Source organism: Herpetosiphon llansteffanensis, from assembly GCF_003205875.1.
Classification (GTDB): Bacteria; Chloroflexota; Chloroflexia; order Chloroflexales; family Herpetosiphonaceae; genus Herpetosiphon; species Herpetosiphon llansteffanensis.
The window spans coordinates 82,430-101,494 of record NZ_PUBZ01000147.1 but is presented as its reverse complement, the minus strand read 5'-3'; the positions used below and the strand labels follow the sequence as shown (position 1 = coordinate 101,494).

The 19,065-nt window shown below is 50.5% G+C and carries 14 protein-coding genes; 9 read left to right on the top strand and 5 right to left on the bottom strand.

The window, feature by feature from the left end:
• Positions 1 to 804, top strand: a complete 804-nt coding sequence (locus C5S61_RS23875; RefSeq protein WP_110519627.1) for a response regulator — start codon at positions 1 to 3, stop codon at positions 802 to 804.
• Positions 805 to 812: 8 nt separating this feature from the next.
• Here the strand turns inward: C5S61_RS23875 and C5S61_RS23870 are convergent, their stop codons facing one another.
• The 4 genes from C5S61_RS23870 to C5S61_RS23855 all read right to left on the bottom strand — a co-directional run bounded on the left by C5S61_RS23870 (position 813) and on the right by C5S61_RS23855 (position 3,989).
• Positions 813 to 1,472 carry a redox-sensing transcriptional repressor Rex gene (locus C5S61_RS23870; protein ID WP_110519625.1) on the bottom strand — a complete coding sequence of 220 codons (660 nt, stop codon included), beginning with the start codon at positions 1,470 to 1,472 and terminating at the stop codon, positions 813 to 815.
• 225 nt (positions 1,473 to 1,697) lie between these two features.
• Positions 1,698 to 2,291: a hypothetical protein gene (locus C5S61_RS23865; RefSeq protein ID WP_110519623.1), complete on the bottom strand. Its 594-nt coding sequence runs from the start codon at positions 2,289 to 2,291 to the stop codon at positions 1,698 to 1,700.
• 25 nt (positions 2,292 to 2,316) lie between these two features.
• Complete coding sequence (locus tag C5S61_RS23860) at positions 2,317 to 2,655, bottom strand: hypothetical protein (RefSeq protein ID WP_110519621.1); 339 nt, start codon at positions 2,653 to 2,655, stop codon at positions 2,317 to 2,319.
• A gap of 716 nt (positions 2,656 to 3,371) precedes the next feature.
• Positions 3,372 to 3,989, bottom strand: a complete 618-nt coding sequence (locus tag C5S61_RS23855; RefSeq protein WP_110519619.1) for a class I SAM-dependent methyltransferase — start codon at positions 3,987 to 3,989, stop codon at positions 3,372 to 3,374.
• A gap of 194 nt (positions 3,990 to 4,183) precedes the next feature.
• On the opposite strand from C5S61_RS23855, the gene fsa reads away from it, so the two are divergent.
• From fsa to C5S61_RS23825, 6 genes are all read left to right on the top strand, one after another.
• On the top strand, positions 4,184 to 4,849 hold the full coding sequence (gene fsa, locus C5S61_RS23850; protein ID WP_110519617.1) for a fructose-6-phosphate aldolase: 666 nt from the start codon (positions 4,184 to 4,186) through the stop codon (positions 4,847 to 4,849).
• A 108-nt stretch (positions 4,850 to 4,957) separates the two neighbouring features.
• Positions 4,958 to 5,563: a CDP-diacylglycerol--glycerol-3-phosphate 3-phosphatidyltransferase gene (gene pgsA, locus C5S61_RS23845; protein ID WP_164689756.1), complete on the top strand. Its 606-nt coding sequence runs from the start codon at positions 4,958 to 4,960 to the stop codon at positions 5,561 to 5,563.
• A gap of 9 nt (positions 5,564 to 5,572) precedes the next feature.
• Complete coding sequence (gene plsY, locus C5S61_RS23840) at positions 5,573 to 6,187, top strand: glycerol-3-phosphate 1-O-acyltransferase PlsY (protein ID WP_110519613.1); 615 nt, start codon at positions 5,573 to 5,575, stop codon at positions 6,185 to 6,187.
• 84 nt (positions 6,188 to 6,271) lie between these two features.
• Entirely contained in the window at positions 6,272 to 6,925 is a 654-nt protein-coding gene (locus C5S61_RS23835; protein WP_110519611.1) for a uracil-DNA glycosylase, read from the top strand.
• Positions 6,926 to 6,984: 59 nt separating this feature from the next.
• Complete coding sequence (locus C5S61_RS23830; RefSeq protein WP_110519609.1) at positions 6,985 to 7,506, top strand: hypothetical protein; 522 nt, start codon at positions 6,985 to 6,987, stop codon at positions 7,504 to 7,506.
• A 167-nt stretch (positions 7,507 to 7,673) separates the two neighbouring features.
• The gene (locus C5S61_RS23825) at positions 7,674 to 9,383 is read left to right on the top strand and encodes a ribonuclease J (protein WP_110519747.1); all 1,710 of its coding nucleotides are present in this window, start codon (positions 7,674 to 7,676) and stop codon (positions 9,381 to 9,383) included.
• Between the two features lie 105 nt (positions 9,384 to 9,488).
• On the opposite strand, the gene C5S61_RS23820 is transcribed toward C5S61_RS23825, so the two are convergent.
• Positions 9,489 to 14,834 (bottom strand): carboxypeptidase regulatory-like domain-containing protein, encoded by a 5,346-nt coding sequence (locus C5S61_RS23820; RefSeq protein WP_110519607.1) that lies wholly within the window; start codon positions 14,832 to 14,834, stop codon positions 9,489 to 9,491.
• A gap of 839 nt (positions 14,835 to 15,673) precedes the next feature.
• Here C5S61_RS23820 and leuS point away from each other — a divergent pair.
• Positions 15,674 to 18,118, top strand: coding sequence for a leucine--tRNA ligase (leuS, locus tag C5S61_RS23815; RefSeq protein ID WP_110519605.1), 2,445 nt, complete (start codon positions 15,674 to 15,676; stop codon positions 18,116 to 18,118).
• Positions 18,119 to 18,226: 108 nt separating this feature from the next.
• Positions 18,227 to 19,042 (top strand): STAS domain-containing protein, encoded by an 816-nt coding sequence (locus tag C5S61_RS23810; protein WP_110519603.1) that lies wholly within the window; start codon positions 18,227 to 18,229, stop codon positions 19,040 to 19,042.
• The last annotated feature ends 23 nt before the right edge of the window (positions 19,043 to 19,065 follow it).

Sequence of the window (19,065 nt, the reverse complement as noted above, 5' to 3'; positions counted from 1 at the left end):
GTGCAATATCGAGCATTTGTGGTCGAAGATAGCGACGTTCATGCAACCTTAGCTGAGTTGCTGTTGCAAGAAGCTGGCTTTGAAGTAACCATTTGGCGCTCAATTCGCCAAGCTTGGCAATGGTTTGAGCACGATCAAACCACGCAACCAATGTTGGGCTTGCTCGATATTAAATTACCCGACCCCAGTTTTCCGCGTTTAGAGGGCACGGTGCTGGCAGCAGCAATTAGCGATGCAGTGGCCCAAGGTCGCCATGCGCCAGTGCAGCTAGTGGCAATTAGCAGCGAACTCAATCCACAGCGTGAGTGGGCGGCGCTGGCAACTGGCTGTAGCGCAGTGCTGAGCAAACCATTAACTCCGCTTAAAGCTCAATGGCTAGCCGAATTAATCACCCAGCCAGTGCCTGCGCTGAGCGATGAAATTAGCGCTGTGGCGTTTCGCCAAGGCCAGCTTGATGTGCTGAATTTATTGGAGTTACAGCAGCGCCCAGCCCCGCGTTTGTGGAATATCGACGACGTGCGCAATCTTTTGGCGGTGCTAACGACGGGGTTTCATGTGGGCGAGCAAGGGCGGCAAGCAGGCATTGGTTTGCAACACGAATTTGGTGGGGCAACCGCCGCCCATGTTGCCTTGCGCTCATGCTTACCGTTGCTGGAAAGCGATCAGGCGCGTTTGTTGGGGCTTTTACTGCATGGAGTTGCCCAACAAACCATCGCTGGCCGTTTAGGGCTAGGTCGACGCAAACTTGAGAGCCAAATTGAACAGCTTTTGCAGCAATTAGCGATTTTGCTGAGCCAACGCTAGGTGTTGGCTCAATGCTCGTTCATCGCGTGGTGTTCGTCTTCGCGCGAGAGATAATAGGTCATGCTATGCAGCAAGGCCACGGGGTCGATATGCCGTACCCAAACATTCTCCGGCGTTTGCACGACCACCGGCGCATAGTTCAAAATACCTTGCACGCCATTTTCGACCAACACATCGACGACTTCTTGGGCGCGCACAGCTGGCACTGCCACAATTGCCAAACGAATGCCATGTTCTTTCAAAATCCTGGGCAAATCAGAATCGGGCTGAACAGTATTGCGGCCTAATTGCAAGCCAATTTTTGAGGCATCGTTATCGAAAACCCCAATAATATCGATGCCTCGCGAGCGAAAGCCCTCGTAGCGAGCAATTGCCTGGCCAAGCGGCCCGACCCCAACCAGCACCACTGGCCAAACTTCGTGCAAACCCAAAATTCGCCGAATATGGCCCAGCAAATACTCGACGTTATAGCCAATGCCCTGTTTGCCAAATTCACCAAAATAGGAAAGATCTTTGCGAATTTGCGCGGCAGTTACCCCAATGCGTTCCCCCAACTCTTGCGAGGAAACTGAGCGAACACCTTCTTCGGCCAAATAACTCAGGCTACGTGCGTAAATTGGCAATCGCCGCACTACAACATCGGGAATTGCGTTGGGGGAGATGTCCATCCCGCACACTCCTTTGGAAACACCACAAAACGAGCCGCTCTGGCCAAGCACCGTTGAGGCTGCTCAAACGAGGCTGGCGCTGCATTGCGCATCTCAATTGATATTGTGAAGTATAGTGCAAACTATGGAGATGTCAAGCGTTTTTAGGCGATTCTAATGCTTTGTTTAGCTAGTGCAGGCCAAAATTTTAAGTTTATTGCCCGATTCGCAAACTGTCGTTAACCATTATTGGGGCGGCAATCCATACTCGTTAATCATCACCTTGTTAGCATCGATAATCTGAGCTTTGAGTGCTGGATTCGTCAAGGGCAACGCCTTCACTTGTAAGCCAGAATTAGCCGCGAAATAAAGCACCTCGCCATTTTCCAAATAGATTTTGGCCATTTGATCAAAATCATTGGGCATATACCCATAAACCACATATTGATCTTGATCGGGTATTTTAAACTGAGCAATCGGTGCCTCAGGAACTTCTGTCCATAAGTTAATTAAGATGCAATGCTTGCTAGTTTCTTGCCTATTGGCATCAAATGTCCGTTCGATAAAGCCAAGACATAATCCAGAATCGCAAATAAACGAGAAGGCAAAGATTTGATTGGCGTTTAAACTAGCGATTGCTTGCACAACCACATTACGAACATTTTGCGACGAAAACGATTGATCAAGCCATTCTGCAAGCACTTGCTCAGTTGAGGGCGATCCAGTGGCAAACTGCTCAGTTGCTTGCAGAGTTGCAGTTGTACGCCGGGCACGCAGCAAACGAACAACCAGAAAACTGCCAAGCAGCAAACATACAATCACAACATAGAGCCATGTCATCATCTGCTCCTCTCACTTTTTAAGTTTAAGATAATGCTTTGAGGGTTTCAATCGTTAGAGGTTTTTGGCGAAACCAGGGATACTCAAACACTCGCTCGCGCTCTTGATCAAGATCCATTGTCTCAGAAGGAAAGCCTGTGCTAGGAGTTCCTTCCGCCTTCCGAACGACTAGAATTGTAATTGGCGGTAGGTTCTGATTTTTACAATAACGCAGCAGATGATCGAGATGCCTTGCAAGACCATGCTGTGGTAACCCAACTAGTTTCCCTAAGGTTGCATAGGTCAGGGTGTGGCGCTGATAGGCAAAACTCATCAACACTTGATAAATTTGCAATCCACGCTCATATGTTGTCATCTCTGGCATAACGGCTCCTTGCTTTACTGTTGAACCCAATACCGATTATCAAGTATTTGCAATCTACCCGTCAATAGGCTATTGGTTATGGGAACAGCAATCAAACAATCATTCGTGCAATTCGTGCAATTCGTGGCTAAAAAAGCCTTTGTGGATCGAACTTTTAACGTAGCGGCGCAGAGGAAGGAGGGCTTTGGGCTAAAGGCTTTTGGCTATCGGAACAGTAATCAAGTGAATCTGTGGAATCTGTGGCTAAAAACCTAGCCTTCGTGCCATTCGGGCAATTCGTGGAAAAAAAGCCTGCGAGTCCTTTTAACGCAGAGGCGCAGAGAAAGGAGGGCTTTGGGCTAAAGGCTTTTGGCTATGGAAACATCAATCAAGTGAATCTGTGGAATCTGTGGCTCAAAGTGGATTGCTTTTAACGCAGAGGCGCAGAGAAAGGAGGGCTATGGGCTAAAGGCTTTTGGCTATGGAAACATCAATCAAGTGAATCTGTGGAATCTGTGGCTCAAAGTGGATTGCTTTTAACACAGAGCCGCAGAGGAAGGAGGGCTATGGGCTAAAGGCTTTTGGCTATGGAAACATCAATCAAACGAATCTGTGGAATCTGTGGCTAAAAACCTAGCCTTCGTGCAATTCGTGCAATTCGTGGCCAAAAAAGCCTTCGTGCCCTTCGCGGTTAAGCTGCCCTCCTGACCTCTGACCCCTAACAACTGAATCTTCCGTTACAACCGTTCGATACACGCGGCGACTGAAGCAACTGGCGGCCCAACGCGATTGAGAAATTCGGCTGGATGCAAGGCCAAAATGCGCCAACCACGCTCAGCAGTGAATCGACTGCGAATTTCAGCTTCGGTAATTGCGCGGGGCACATTGACGCTAGCAAATTCAACCCCAAACGCCAAGAGATAATAGCGGCCTTGCGGTTGCAACGCTTGGGCTAAATCAGCAATAAATGGCTCGCTATCAGCATGGTTGAACAAATGATAAAAGCCAGTATCGACGATTGCGCCAAATTTGCTTGGCAACAACGAAGGCTTGAGGCCGTCGCCAACTTCAAAGCTTAGCCGTTGAGCAACCTCGACAGGCAAGGCTGCAACTTTCTCGCGCGCTTGCTCAATCGCGCTTGGCACAAAATCGACACCGACAACACTGTAGCCAAGTTGGGCTAAGCCAATTGCCAAATCGCCTGAACCACACCCAACATCAAGCACCAGATTTTGCGGTGGAAAAGCATTAATCAGGTCGATCAAGGCTGGTTGCGGGATGGCAACATCCCACGGCGGCACAGCAGTATAGACATTGGTAAAAAAATCCAGCGGTTCTTCGCCAAATCGGCCCATCACACACCTCCTAACAATTAACGCTTTTGGGCACTATAACAAAGTAGCGTAGGCCAAAACTCAGCCCTGATACTGAATTTATAAACTAAAGAATATAAACTACCTAGTTATAATGCAGCGCATTATGCTGCTATAATGCAAGAGGAAGTATGAGAGGCATAGGTTCTAACCAGGGCAATCAAAGGAGCAACTGGATGAAAATCTTTTTGGATACTGCTGATGTTGAAGAAATTCGCCAAGGTGTGGCGATGGGCGTGGTTGATGGTGTGACCACCAACCCTTCATTGGCAGCAAAAGCAGGCCGCAACTTCCGCGATGTAGTTTTAGAAATTGTTGAAATTTGCCCCGGCCCAGTCAGTGCCGAAACCGTGGCATTGCAAGCCGATGAAATAGTCCGCGAAGGCCGTATTTTGGCCAAATGGGCACCAAATATTGTGGTTAAAGTACCCTTGATGGCCGAAGGCTTGAAGGCAGTCAAGCAATTGACCAGCGAAGGCATCAAAACTAACGTAACCTTGGTCTTCTCGGCCTCACAAGCCTTGTTGGCCGCCAAAGCTGGCGCAACCTTCGTTAGCCCATTCCTTGGGCGGCTCGACGATATTGGCCAAGATGGCATGATTTTGATTCGCGATATTGTGCAGATTTTCAAGAATTACAATATCCAAACCGAAGTTTTGGCAGCTTCAATTCGCCACCCAGTTCACGTGCTCCAATCGGCATTGGCTGGCTCGCATGTTGCTACTATGCCATTCAAAGTGCTGCAACAATTGGTCAAGCACCCGTTAACCGACAAAGGCATCGAAACCTTCTTGGTTGATTGGAAACAAGTTCCCGATGCCGCAACTGTGTTTGCTGAGTAATCAATGAGTAATGCACCTTCATCAGGGCAATCACCGGCTCCGCGTTTTCAACGCAGTAAACGCCCCCCGCTGCTTCGGAGGAAGGAGCGGGCCGGGCGCAAGCCTTGGGTGAACCCATGGAATTGGGCCAATATCTTAAGTTCGATTCGCATCATCGCAACGATTCCGTTGTTGATGTTGTTGCTTAACGACACTGCCGTCAGCTATTTCTGGGCGTTTTGGTTTTATGCAGTCGTGGCGATCACCGATTTGCTTGATGGTCAATTGGCCCGCAAATATGGCTGGGTCAGCAATTTAGGCATCTTCCTTGATCTCACTGCCGATAAAATTTACACTGCCGGAATTCTGATCTGTTTGGTAGCAACTAATCTGCTCGCGCCTTGGGCAGCGATTATTATTTTGGTGCGCGAATTTGTGGTTACTGGTTTGCGCTCACTGGCAGCAGCAGAAGGCGTGGTTATTCCATCTGGGCGCTGGGGCAAGCTCAAAATGATTGTCACAATCCTAGCGCTTGGCTGGATTATGGTTCGAGCCAATCTCGACCGCGCTGGCTGGTTTAATGCAATTGATCTTGGTGGCGGCTTAACCTGGCTCAGCCATTTATCGTCAATTGTCTTGTGGCTGGCTGTGTTGCTCACCATCATGTCGGGCGTTGAATATATCTGGGCTGCTCGCGAAATTTTCCGCCAACCACCACGCCAAAACCAAGACTAAGGAGGCTGCGTGAATTACCTGCTGATTGCTGTGATCAGTTATTTGCTTGGGTCAATTCCTTTTGGATTGCTGATTGGACGCATGGTTGGTGGGATTGATGTTCGCTCGTTTGGCTCCAAGCGTACCGGTGCAACCAATGTGCTGCGCACGATGGGGCCGCGCTATGGCGGGTTGGTCTTTGTGCTCGATGCGCTCAAAGGCATCGCGGCAATTTGGGTCGCTCGTTGGCTGTTGCCCGATAATGCTTGGGCCATGGCGCTGGCAGCAACAATTGCCGTCATTGGCCATATCTACCCAATTTTTGCAGGCTTTCATGGCGGACGCGGCGTAGCCACAGGCTTGGGCGGTGTTTTAGGCCTCTTTCCTTGGGGCTTTTTGGCAGCAGCCTTGGTTTGGTGGGTTGTTGTTTGGCTGACGCGCTATGTATCGCTAGCCTCAATTTTGGCCAGTATTGCGGCAGCGATTACGGCTGGGGTGTTTTTTGCACTCGATCAAAGCCACATCGCCATTGTTACCTACTGCGGCTTGATCGCGTTGGCGGTGGTGGTTTCGCACCGCGATAATATTACCCGCCTACGCAACGGCACCGAAAGCAAATTTGGCCAGCGCGTGAGCGTCAAATAGCTATCCAGAATCAGACAAGCTTAAATTCGTGTACAATACCAAAAGACATGATTTGTATCAGCAACTCTGGGTTTAATGGCGCGTATGACCGATGCAGCAGCAACCTTGGCACGAATTGCTGAAGAAGTCGCCCACTGCACTGCTTGCCCACTTTGTCGCACCCGAATCAATGCAGTGCCGGGCGAAGGCCCAGCCGATGCCGAAATTTTGTTAATTGGTGAGGGGCCTGGCCAACGTGAAGATGCGCTTGGTCGGCCTTTCGTTGGGCCTTCGGGCGATTTACTCGAACAATGGTTGGCCGAAATTGGCCTCGTCCGTGAACAAGTGTTTATTGCCAATGTGGTCAAATGTCGGCCACCTGGCAACCGCGACCCTGAGCCAAGCGAAATTGCTGCTTGTGCCCATTTTCTCGATCGTCAAATTGCGGCCTTGGCTCCCAAGTTGATTGCGACACTTGGGCGGCATTCGATGAACAAATTTTTCCCTGGTGGCAAAATTACCAAAATTCATGGCATTCGGGGCGTGAAACGGGTTGGTCAAACGGTATTTCTACCCTTGTTTCACCCAGCCTATGTGCTGCGCAACATGAACGCCATGCCCGATGCAATCGCCGATATGCGGCTGGTTCCACGGCTGATTGCGCGGCTCAACCAGCGCTTGCACGAAGAAGCAAGCCAACCAAGCGAGCCTGAAATCGACCAGTCAACATCGCCACCACACCAAACATCAATGTTTTAAGGTCTCAGTGCCGAAACCACAGAACATCCGATTGGTTGATTTAGCGAATAGGATTATGCATGAGCTTTTTTCGGCAACGCAGATCATTAATTGTACTGGGTTTGCTGAACACTGGCTTATTAATCGCCACATGGTGGTTGCTGTTTAATCTGTTGGGCTTAGAATTAACTGCTTTGTTTCATTCATGGCAACAGCAAGCCCCAATATGGACTGCTGGCCAAAAAACGACCGCCTTTCTCTTGCTGAGTCTGGGTTTGACCTTGCCGCGCATGCTGTGGCAATTGCTCTTGGAATGGCAAACGAGTTATCAATTTGCAGCTGATGGCTTGACGATTCGCACAATTGGCTTGCTACAATTTTATCCGTGGCAGGCAGTTGAGCAGTTGCGGCCAGCCTATAGCTACGACGATTATGTGCAACGCATCGATGTACTGATGACAAATGCATTCGGCAAAGCGCCATGGTATCGGCGCTGGTTTTATCGCCATTATTGCAATAAAGTGCCCTTGTATGCCACATCTGGCCAATTAACCAGCTTGTTAAGCCAGATCAAGCAGCATTGGCCCAATAATGCAGTTTAGGCCAGCTGGCCTACGCTGTGATCTGAAGAACTGCTACCCATCGTTATGTGGAGTGGTACGACCAAGAAGCTTTATTTAACAACTATCTCAGCCAATGGGGTTGAGATTATCCATGAAAGGAGCCATGACGACAGTGCGAGCCTGCTTGCACTGTGGTTTGTATTCGTATGACTAAAAACAAATTACGGGTTATCCCACTTGGGGGCGCATCGGAAGTTGGCCGCAACATGTGGGTTTTTGAGTATGAAGAAGATATTATCATCTGCGATATGGGCGTGATGTTTCCCGAAAGCGAGATGATGGGCGTTGATTTGGTGTTGCCCGACATCACCTACCTGCGCGATAAAGTTGCCAATATTCGCGGCATTTTGCTCACCCACGGCCACGAAGACCACATTGGGGCCGTGCCTTGGTTAATTGGCGATTTGGGCTTTCCCACGGTCTATGGCACAACCTTGACCTTAGGTTTGCTCTCGAATAAACTCAAAGAACATCGCTTGACCGATAAAGTTTCGACCAAAACGATTGCCCCAGGCGATAAATTCCAGCTTGGCTGCTTCACGATTGAGCCATTCCACATTGCCCACTCGATTCCCGATTCGGTCGGCTTTGGCTTGACCTCGCCAGCAGGCTTGGCCTTGTATATCACCGACTGGAAGCTTGACCACACGCCGGTTGATAACTGGCCAACCGAAATCGATCGTTTGGTCGATTTTGGCCGCCGCAACCCCATCGTTTTGGTGACCGACTGTGTGCGGGTGGAATCGAAGGGCTATACGCCATCGGAGCGCGTGGTTGGCGATGCCTTTGATCAAATTTTTGCCACCGCACCTGGGCGGGTGATTATGGCAACCTTTGCCTCGAACATTTCGCGGGTGCAAATGGCGATCAATGCAGCGATTGATTATGGCCGCAAGGTTGTGCCCGTTGGCCGCTCGATGGAAAATAACACCACGATTGCCCGTGAATTGGGCTATTTGGAAGTGCCTGATGGCATGTTAATTCGGCCAGGCGATATGAAAAACCTGCCCGACGACCAAATTGCCATTGTTTGTACTGGCAGCCAAGGCGAACCAATGGCGGCGCTTTCGCGCATGGCCAACCGCGATCATCGCCAAATTTCAATTCAGCGTGGCGATACGGTGGTCATTTCGGCCTCACCAATTCCAGGCAACGAAGTTTCGGTCTACAAAGTGATCGACAACTTGTATAAACTTGGCGCGAATGTGATTTATGGCTCGGATTTGCCAGTGCACGTTTCAGGGCACGCGGCCCAAGAAGAGCTGAAAATGTTGCTCAACTTGGTCCAGCCTCAATATGTCATTCCCTTCCACGGCGATTATCGCCACCTTGCCCGTTACAAGCAATTGGCCGAGGGCATGGGCTTTAATGGCGACAATGTGCTGATTGCCGAGGGTGGCTCGATTATGGAATTCAGCCAAAACTATGGCAAACTGGTTAGCCGTGCGCCAGTTGGGCATGTCTTTGTTGATGGCGTTTCAGTCGGCGATATTGGTGGTGCTGTGGTTCGCGACCGCCAAATGTTGGCCAAAGATGGCATTTTGATGGTCGTCGTTTCAGTAGAATTGCAAACTGGCAATTTGGTTGCCGGGCCAGATATTGTCAGCCGTGGCTTTGTATCGACCCGCGACTCAACCGATTTGATCGAGGGAGCCAAGGAAGCAGTGCGGGCTTCATTTAGCGAAAGCTACGTTGTGCCAGCGCGGGCCTTCAGCGATGGTGAAGAAACCGCCGAGGGCAACTCGCCAGCAGTTTCATCGCCAGCAGCGCGCAAAATCAAAGAAGTGGTTGGGCGGTATCTCTACGAGCGCACCCGCCGCCGCCCCATGGTTATTCCAGTGGTAATGGAAGTCTAAACCACAAGCAACGAAAGGCCGCCTTGGAAGTGCTCCAAGGCGGCCTTTGCGTTTAACCAAAGCCGTTGGCGGCTACTGAGCAAGCCCAGTAGCGGTCAAGGATATTTAGTTCTTGTTGACCCAAGGCAAGTAGACCTTGCGGGTTGGATCAACATTCTCAGTCACGTTGATCGTTACTGGAATTTGAACGGTTGGATTGGTTGGGTCGTTCGATTGAACACACAGGTTGACCGTGTGGAGACCAGCGGCCAAGCCATTGGTGTTGAATTCAAGTGCCACATTGGCCACACCATCGGCTGCGATCGTGCCGCTATTTGGCACTGCGCGAACCCATGAAGCTGCGTCTGGCGAACAAGCAACACCCAAATCGAGCGAAATATCGTCGAGGAAAAAGTTGCTATTGCCACCAGCTTGAATAACTGCTTCAACCCGCAAGGTGTGGGTTGTCCCAGCATCAAAGTCTGCTGAATCAATTGGCACTTCAACCAAAGTGTAGGTTGGGAAGTTGACTCGTTGTGGATTGGTTACGCGATAGACTTCGTTACCATCGATCAAGAAACGCATATAGTCGTTTGGTCGGTTGGTAGTAGCCGTGATAAACATCCAGAACGAGAGCGTGCCTTCGCTATCGCTTGAAGCGGTGAAGGTTTGCTCAAGTGACGCTTCCTCGGTTGGCACGGTTGCGTTGATGCCGCCGAACCAAGCATAGAATTCGCCAGTATGTGGAACGTCCGAGCTTGAATTTTGATCGCAGTCTGCTGTACACATAACCACATCTTGGAAGTTGGTTGAGGTTTGTGTCCAGAATGGATTGCTGCCATCGGACTCGGTGGCTTCCAAGCTACCGTCTTGTACCACTTCAGCGGCTGGAGCAGTTTGCTTGTTGCCATTCAAGCGATTGCTTGCTGGCACTGGCTTGCGGGTTGCGACTTCGCCATTGCCACTGGTTGGGGCTGGGCGGCCATTAGCAGCCAATTCACCAATCGTCCACGTCAAAGGTGCAGCACCATGGTTTTCCAAGGTGAGGGTTTGGGTGGTGATGGTGTTGATGCCAACGGTTTCGCTGATTGGCGTGGTATCCACTGCCAAACATGGCGCGTTCAAGCGCAGTTCGGCATTTTGGGTCACAGTCCCGCCGGCGGCAACCGTTACGGTGAAGCTTTGGGTCACATAGCTAGCTTTCGAAATCGTAACTGTGTAGGTACCAGCAGATGGTACGAACAAGCTATATTGCCCAGCTGCATCGGTCGTAACAGTTGAGGTCATGCCACTGGTGTAGGTAATGACGACCTTCGCACCATTTGCAGGAGCAGGATTGGTATCGCAGTTACCAGTTGCGGTAACCGTACCAGTGATTCCAGCTTGCGTAGCTGAAGGATTGACAACCATCGTGACTGGAATACTAAAGGTTTGGGTAACCACTGATGAGTAACCCAAGCTCAAGCTGCCAGTGTAGGTACCTGGTTGCAATACAGCTGCTGGATGCCAGCCAATGGCAACATTGGTGCTCGCACCACCAGCAATCACGCCAGATGTGGGAACTTCCTTCAACCATGGAAGGTTGTCTTGGTTGCCAAGCAGGGCTTGCAAGACACGATCAAGCACTAGGCGCTCGACCGTTTCGCCACCAGCAGTTGTCCCAAGGTTAACAAAGTCGGTTGCGAGGTATACAGCCTTGTAGCCATTGCGTTGGATGAAGCTACCGCCAACTGCGTTATTCACATAGCGGAAGATCACCGTTGATGAGCTACCTGGCGTGTAGTAGTCGGGGTATGGATCGGCTGAAGGTGAGTTCACGCCAGCCATCAAATTGACACCGGTTAATGCCCGATTGGCAGCACCTGGATCATCATCAATATAGGTGGAGTCGAGCATAACGCTATAGAACGAGCCTTCGTTGGTGAAGAATCCAATGTCGTTATCGGCAATGAACAGTTTGCCACCAGCGTTAAGATACTGGGTCAGTTTCGCTTCGCTGGGGTTATTCTCGGTTGCAGCCGTTGAGCCAAAGAAGAATACCGCATCGAAGGTTTGCAAGTTGGCCAAGCTACGAGCTTCGAAAGCAACGTTATCGATTGATTCGAAGGTATAGCCAAGCGCCGTCAAAGCAGTCGTTGCAGCTGATGCTGACGTAGTTGAGGTGCGCTGGACAACCAAGATTTTACCGCTCGCAGTGCTGGATCGTTCGCGGATAGTGTAGGTAAATGGTTGGGTACCATTATTGGTCAAGGTCAAACCAACCGTATCGGTGATTGGAGCTGAACCAAAGGTCACGGTACGAGTTAGGCTTGCGGGGGTGTAACCAAAAGCTGGGGTAATTGCCAGATTTTGGGTTGAAGTGACCCCATTCGTAATCGTTAAGTTGGCGCTATTTGCAGCAAAGCCAATCTTCGAAGCCGTCAGCGTATGGCTGCCTGGCTCCAAACGAATTGCAAAGCTACCATCAGCTTTGGTCTTCACAGATTGGTTGTTAATTGCCACCGTTGCGTCAGCCACCGGCGCACCGTTAGCGCTGTTGGTCACAATCCCTGCGACCGCACCAGCGGCTAAGCTGAAGTCTTGGGTAGCGGTGGTTGCATCGGCTACCGTCACAGTTTGTGATTGGGTAACATACTTAGGAGCGCTAACCGTAACGGTGGTTGAGCCAACGTTTGCCACTGGAATGGTATATTGACCAGCAGCGTTGGTGGTGGTGTTATACCCAGGCACCGAAACGTTTGCGCCAACAATTGGGCGACTTGGGGTAAAGGAATCACGCACCGTTCCACTGATTGAGCCATAGCTCAAGGTGAAGTTTTGGGTGGTGGTGACATTTTGGGTAATCGTTACGCTTGGTACAGCTTGGAAAGCACCTTGCAAGCTAGCGGTTACTGCATAGGTACCAACTGGCACAACCATGCTGTAGTTACCACTGGCGTTGGTCAAAGCGCTTGAGCCACCGCTTGTCCGAACGGTTGCACCAACAACTGGGTTGTTGTTGCTTTGAGCAACGCGACCAGTCAAGGTACCGGTTGGGCCAACTGAGCCGTTGTAAACATACAAGGCAAAGTCTTGGTCGGTGGTATCGGCATTGCCAGGAATTGCATCGCCAGCAATGTTGCGGGCAATAACTTTAACTTGGATGCTGCCGCTCGTACCTGCTGGCAAGTACACGCCTTCGATGTTGTTTTTGTTGTCGGCGGTGCCACCAGTGGTCGAAAGTGCGCCGTTGAAGACGTTACCTTTGTAGGTTTGGCCGCCAACGGTTACTTCTAAGTCAAGGTCGTTGACATAGCTGTTACCAGTCGTGCTACCTGGAGCATCAGTCCAAGCCAAGGTAATCCGCACAGGTTTGGTTGATTCAGCAATTTGGCCAATTTGGGTGAATTCTTCACCAGTTGCGCCAAAGGTGCGGGTTTGGTCAACCACAATCCGTGGGGTGCTATCCAAGGCTGGTGCCAAGTTTACATCGCCCCAACCTTGGTTGTTCGATGGCAAGGTGCCGCCAGTGCCAGTGCCGTTAAGATAACGGGTTGAAGCCAACAAATAGGCTTTCAACATGGCTGGGCTTGGCGCAACGCCACCGCCGAAGCTGGTGCGGTATTTGGTGTAGAGCAACGAAGCCGAGCCTGCAACCGCTGGAGTTGAGTGGCTAGTGCCGCTCGACCAGGTATACAAGGTTTGGCCGTTTGGATAGTGGGTGCCGCTAGCTGGGCCACAAACGCCAGTCCCATCAAAGGTGGCAATTTGCGAGGCCGGCCCCATCACGTGCGTCCCGGGAGCCATAATGTCGGGCTTAACCCGCGCATCATCGGTTGGGCCACGGCTTGAGAAGCTAGCAATATCATCGGCGTTATCAGCATTCGTTTCGCTACAGTTGTTACCATCAGCAACGCCTTCATCGCGCACGTTTTCGGTTGCGCCAACGGTGATAACGTTTTTGGCAGTCCCAGGTGAGCCAACCGTGTTAGCCCCTGAACCAGCATTACCAGCGGCCACAATGTGGGCCATTTCTTGGTTGCCAGCGGTTGTGCTGCTTGCATCACGGGTGCCTTGGTCGAAGGCTTGTGATGAAGCACCATACGCACCAGCACTGTTTGAACCCCAACTGTTGGATGAGATAGCAGCACCATGGCTATAAGCCATTGAGATAATCCCAAGGTAGTTGCTACCACCGCCACAGTTGGTCAAATCAAAGCTACCACCATTGTTGAAAATCTTGGTGCTCGACATACGGCCAAATGGCGAGATGCCTAAGCCAACACGATAGCCACCAGCAATGCCAGAGCTTGCTTCGTCAACATAGGGGAAGCCCGTCAGATTATTGTAGCTACCAACAACCCCGATGTTGAGGTTGCCGTGGCCTGCTTGGCCGTCACCAGTCGCGTCGGCAGTACAGTTGCCAACAGCGGTGATCCGTGAGCTACCAGGCCGAACCCCATTGACATAGAAGTCAGGATGGTTTGGCGAGGTCGTCCCATTATCAACACCATCATCGACAACATCGATAATTGGATATTGGGTAGGATCGGTTGGCACGCCTTGGCTTTGCAACCATGCGAGGTAGCCTGGGCCGTTTGGCACAACTTTACCACCAGCAGTGGTGACGTTACCAGCCAAAATTTGGCCTTGGCGCTCGTCCATCTTTTGGGGAGCTTCCCACGATTCAATGTTGTAGACATTGGCGCGGCGGGCAATTGGCCCCAATGCGTCTTCGCTCACTTGCACCGAAATCGTGGTGAAGTTGAGCACTTGCCATGGCGTTGCATAAACTTGGGCGCTGGCTTTCAGCACTTCGTTCACATCTTGCGCAACCGTGGCACTGTTGTAGAACTGAATCGTAACATCGACCAGACCCTTTGCATTGGGTTTGCTGGCTTTTTGGCGCAATTCAGGTGCCAAGCGATATTCTGGGTGGTAAGCACCAGCCCATTGAATCGCTACATTGCTCTTGCTAAGCGAATCGAGTTTGGCCAAGGTTTGGCCGTTTGCCCAAACGAGGTAGGCGTTGTTGGGCATGTAGATGACACGTTCGGCCCCAGCCTTGGTGATTTCATCCAACCAAGCGTCCTTGAGTGGCCCCGCAAATTGCACCAACCACAGTTGTGGGTCGGCAGTTGGGCTTTGGCTCAAGCTTGATTGCACCGTGGGAACGTTCTTTAAAGGATTAAAGCTAATCCCGCGCAAGCCAATCGTATCCAGATCGGCGGCTTGGGCACCAGCTAATTTGTTCAGGCTGTTGACGTTGCTATCGGCAACTTGCCAAACAGAAAAAGAACCATAATCGGCAATTAACGTGCCATTTGTGCGGACAAATTTATTAGCTGGGCTGTTGGGTTCAACGAGGAATTTGGTCGTCGCAGTCGGAGCACGCAATACTTCTGCACGGGCTGGTTGCGCCGCACCTTGAAGTCCCAATGAGAGCGTCATCGCAATGAGGGCTGCTTGCCGAATGAAGGGGAATTTGGCCATGCCATCCTCCACACACGTGTGTGTATGTAATACCAGTCAATTTCCAAGCGGTACGATGGTGAGCAAGTGGCTAAAATGTCAAAATACGAATACTACGCTGCATCCCTCCTTTCATCAAAAGGGGATTGTCGCAAATGAGTGAGAGTTATAGCTTAAAGAAGCCCGTTCACTGGTTCTCGGCGTATGTTAACGCTTCAGTTTGAGGCGCTATGGGGCAACAATCTCTTAAATCCATATCCCGTTGGGGATAGGACTATTGTACTAGCAAGCATTTCTTTATGCAAATTTAACCATATTGCTCATTCTAATCAGCAAAAGCTTCGTTTTGCTTAACTTAAATCGCTTGCAAATGCGCATTTTTAGCGATCTTAGACCAATGAGTTTCAAAAGCGAGGTATGTAGTTAGCTATGATCACAACTAAACAGCTAATTAGGTTTAGTTCTAGTACTTTTGTTACTCTCAGGTCGCGCAAGCTATACAATTACCCATCAATTCAAATAGCTCAATCCAAAGATTGATGTCTGCTGATCAAGCCGTGGTATAATCGCGATTAATCGATACGTATTGGTTCGCGGGAGTATTAAGCGCGTTTTTGCAGAGAGTAGCTGGCTGGTGCAAAGCTACATCAAGCGCCCAACTCGCCCGTTTATTGCCCCACCAGGGAACAGCCTCGGCTGCGTAGTTGGTGGCGGGTGCGCCCGTTATTGCGCCTACAAGTGATGTGCTTCGGCTCATAAGCAGGGTGGTACCACGGGGTTTTGCTCCGTCCCTCGCATGAGTTCGGGGTTTTTTGTTTTAGATTTTGCCAATTCAGATATGATTAACCAAGGAGTTGAGTATGGCCACTCGTTATGACAGTAGCGTCACCGAGCCAAAATGGCGCGAACGTTGGGAACGTGATGGAATTTATCGTTTCGAGCCAGACAGCGATAAACCAAAACATTATGCAGTCACCATGCTGCCCTATCCATCGGGCAATTTGCACATCGGCCACTGGTATGCCATGTCGCCCAGCGATGTGCATGCCCGCTATATGCGCATGCAGGGCTACAATGTCTTTTTCCCAATGGGCTTCGATGCCTTTGGCCTGCCCGCCGAAAACGCCGCGATCAAAAATAATTTAGATCCGCGCAAATGGACCTATTCCAATATCGAATATATGCGCGGTCAGTTGCAATCAATGGGCATGATGGTCGATTGGCAGCAGCAGATTATCAGCGCCGACCCTGAATATTATCGCTGGAACCAGTGGTTTTTTATTCAGTTTTTCAAACGTGGCTTGGCCTATAAAAAATTCTCAGCTGTCGATTGGTGTCCCAAGTGTAATACCACCTTGGCCCGCGAACAGGTTGTGGGCGACGAACGCCGCTGCGAACGCTGCGATAGCTTAGTCACCAAGCGCGATTTGGATCAATGGTATTTCAAAATTACGTCCTATGCCGATGAATTGCTGGATTTCTCAGGCTTGGATTGGCCAGAACGCATTACCTCGATGCAACGCAACTGGATCGGGCGCTCGGAAGGTGCCGAAATTACCTTTAAATCTGAGGCTGGAGATCCAATCACGGTCTTTTCAACCCGCCCCGATACCTTGTGGGGCGCAAGCTTTATGGTCTTGGCTCCCGAACATCCCTTAGTTGCCAAATTGACCAGCGCCGAGCAAAAAGCCAGCGTCGATGCCTATGTCGCCGAAGCAATTCGCAAAACCGAAGTTGAGCGCCAATCAACCGACGACGAAAAACCCAAAACTGGCGTTTGGATCGGTGCTTATGCGATCAATCCGGCGAGCCAAGAGCGCGTGCCAATTTGGATTGCCGATTATGTGCTGATGACCTATGGCACCGGGGCGATTATGGCCGTGCCAGGCCACGACGAACGCGATTTTGCGTTTGCCACAACCTTTGGCTTGCCAATCAAACGTGTGGTTGTGCAAGCAGAGCAAACCGCCGCAACGCCCTTGGAAGCAGCCGAGCCAGCCTATGGCACGGTGGTTAATTCAGGCCAAATTGATGGTTTAAGCTCAACAGATGCCAAAGAAGCAGTCATTAAATGGTTAGAAGCTGAACAATTGGGCAAACGGGCAATCAACTATCGCTTGCGCGATTGGTTGGTCAGCCGCCAACGCTATTGGGGCACGCCAATCCCAATGATCTATTGCCCAACATGTGGTACTGTACCCGTGCCGGAAGATCAATTGCCTTTGTTGTTGCCCGATGAGGTCGATTTCAAGCCAACTGGCGAATCGCCCTTGAAATTGCACCCAACGTGGCGATTTACCACCTGCCCCAATTGTGGCGGCGAAGCTGAGCGCGATACCGACACCATGGATACATTTGTCGATTCATCGTGGTATCAAACGCGCTACTTAAGCCCCCACGATGCCAACGCACCATTTACCAAAGCCATTGCCGACAAATGGTTGCCAGTTGATCAATATACTGGTGGGCGCGAACATGCAGTGATGCACTTGTTGTACACTCGCTTTTGGTGGAAGGCCATGCGCGATATGGGCTTGGTCAGCGCCAACGAACCAATGACCCGCTTGATCAACCAAGGGGTGATTTTAGGCGAAGATAGTAATAAAATGTCCAAATCACGCGGCAACGTGATTGACCCTGATATGCTGGTAGCCCAATATGGGGCCGATACCGTGCGCACCTTCTTAATGTTCATCGGCCCATGGGAGCAAGGTGGACCTTGGAACAATCGCGGCATCGAAGGTTGTGTGCGTTTCTTAGATCGTGCTTGGCGCGTCGTAACCGATACGCCGCAACGCCACGATGCAGCGGGCAATGCCAGCACCTTGGAACGCCAAACCCATCGCATCATCAAAAAAGTTGGCGATGATATTCAACGGTTTGCCTTCAACACCGCGATTGCTGGCTTGATGGAATTCGTCAACGAATTGATGAAAGCACGCGAAACCGATGTTTATGGCAGCGAACAGTGGCGCAAAGCCAGCGAGGCCTTAACCTTGTTGTTAGCCCCAATCGCGCCGCATATTGCCGAAGAATTGTGGGAATTCTTGGGCCATAGCGAAAGCGTGCACTTGCAAGTTTGGCCAAGCTACGACGAAGCCTTATTAATTGATGAATCAATTGAATTGCCGGTGCAAATCAATGGTAAAGTTCGCGGTAAAATACAGGTAGCCGCCAGCGCCGATGAAGCAACAATTATTGCAGCCGCGTTGGCCGATGAAAAAATTGCACCGTTGGTCGAAGGCAAGACCATCGTCAAGCAAATTGTTGTGCCAAACCGCTTGGTCAACATCGTCATTAAATAAGTGTTTGGCGTTGCAACGGAAGGGTCGTAGAGAAACCCTTCCGTTGGCCAAACCAGAAGCGAGATACCTTGGCAATCGGGAAACCTTGCCAGCATTCAAGGAGCCTGCATGACCAGCTATTATCAAATGTTCAAGCAGCACGAAGAAGTCATTGTCGATCGCGTTATCAACGCATTACAAAGCCAAATTCCCACCTACGGTTCAATGCCCAGAGATGATGTGCGCAAACGGGTAATAGCTGGGCTTGATCCATATGCCTGCGATCTCGACAGCGACAAACCCCAGGCTTTCCCTGATTATTGGCGACAAACCAGTTATTTACGCGCCCAACAAGGCATTCCGATTGGCGCTTTCTTAGAAGTATTGCTCGTTTCCACCGATATTATGATTAAAAGCTTGCGCGAAGCCTACAGCGATAGTACCGACGATCAAATTAATGTGATTGAAAAAGGTCATCAAATTACTACCGCCGCAATCGCCGGGGTCTACGAGGGCTTTCAGCAGCACAAAGATGAAATTATTTCATCGCAAACCTATGCGCTGGCCGAAGTTTCATCGCCAATCGTGCCCGTCTATGAGGGCGTGTTGGTCTTACCATTAATTGGCTCCATCGATTCAATGCGTGCAGGCCAAATTATGGAATCGCTGCTTGAATCGATCAATAGCTATAGCGCCGATGTGGTAATTTTAGATATTACTGGCGTGCCAGTCATCGACACTGGCGTTGCAAATTATCTCTTACAAGCTGCCCGTGCCGCGCGCTTGCTTGGCTCAACCGTTGTCTTGGTTGGCATCGGAGCCGAAATTGCCCAAACCATCGTTCAATTAGGTATCGATTTAACCGGCATTATCACCCGCGCCAACTTACAATCGGGCATTGAATATGCCTTAGATTTACAAGGCTTGGCTATTCGCCCACGCTAATCACGCCCAAACGCTGTTAAATC

Bases quoted from the DNA above. Each gene is read 5' to 3' on its own strand.
- C5S61_RS23870 (WP_110519625.1), bottom strand. From the start codon at position 1,472: ATGGACATCTCCCCCAACGCAATTCCCGATGTTGTAGTGCGGCGATTG.
- C5S61_RS23865 (WP_110519623.1), bottom strand. From the start codon at position 2,291: ATGACATGGCTCTATGTTGTGATTGTATGTTTGCTGCTTGGCAGTTTT.
- C5S61_RS23860 (WP_110519621.1), bottom strand. From the start codon at position 2,655: ATGCCAGAGATGACAACATATGAGCGTGGATTGCAAATTTATCAAGTG.
- C5S61_RS23855 (WP_110519619.1), bottom strand. From the start codon at position 3,989: ATGGGCCGATTTGGCGAAGAACCGCTGGATTTTTTTACCAATGTCTAT.
- fsa (WP_110519617.1), top strand. From the start codon at position 4,184: ATGAAAATCTTTTTGGATACTGCTGATGTTGAAGAAATTCGCCAAGGT.
- C5S61_RS23835 (WP_110519611.1), top strand. From the start codon at position 6,272: ATGACCGATGCAGCAGCAACCTTGGCACGAATTGCTGAAGAAGTCGCC.
- C5S61_RS23830 (WP_110519609.1), top strand. From the start codon at position 6,985: ATGAGCTTTTTTCGGCAACGCAGATCATTAATTGTACTGGGTTTGCTG.
- C5S61_RS23825 (WP_110519747.1), top strand. From the start codon at position 7,674: ATGACTAAAAACAAATTACGGGTTATCCCACTTGGGGGCGCATCGGAA.
- C5S61_RS23820 (WP_110519607.1), bottom strand. From the start codon at position 14,834: ATGGCCAAATTCCCCTTCATTCGGCAAGCAGCCCTCATTGCGATGACG.
- leuS (WP_110519605.1), top strand. From the start codon at position 15,674: ATGGCCACTCGTTATGACAGTAGCGTCACCGAGCCAAAATGGCGCGAA.
- C5S61_RS23810 (WP_110519603.1), top strand. From the start codon at position 18,227: ATGACCAGCTATTATCAAATGTTCAAGCAGCACGAAGAAGTCATTGTC.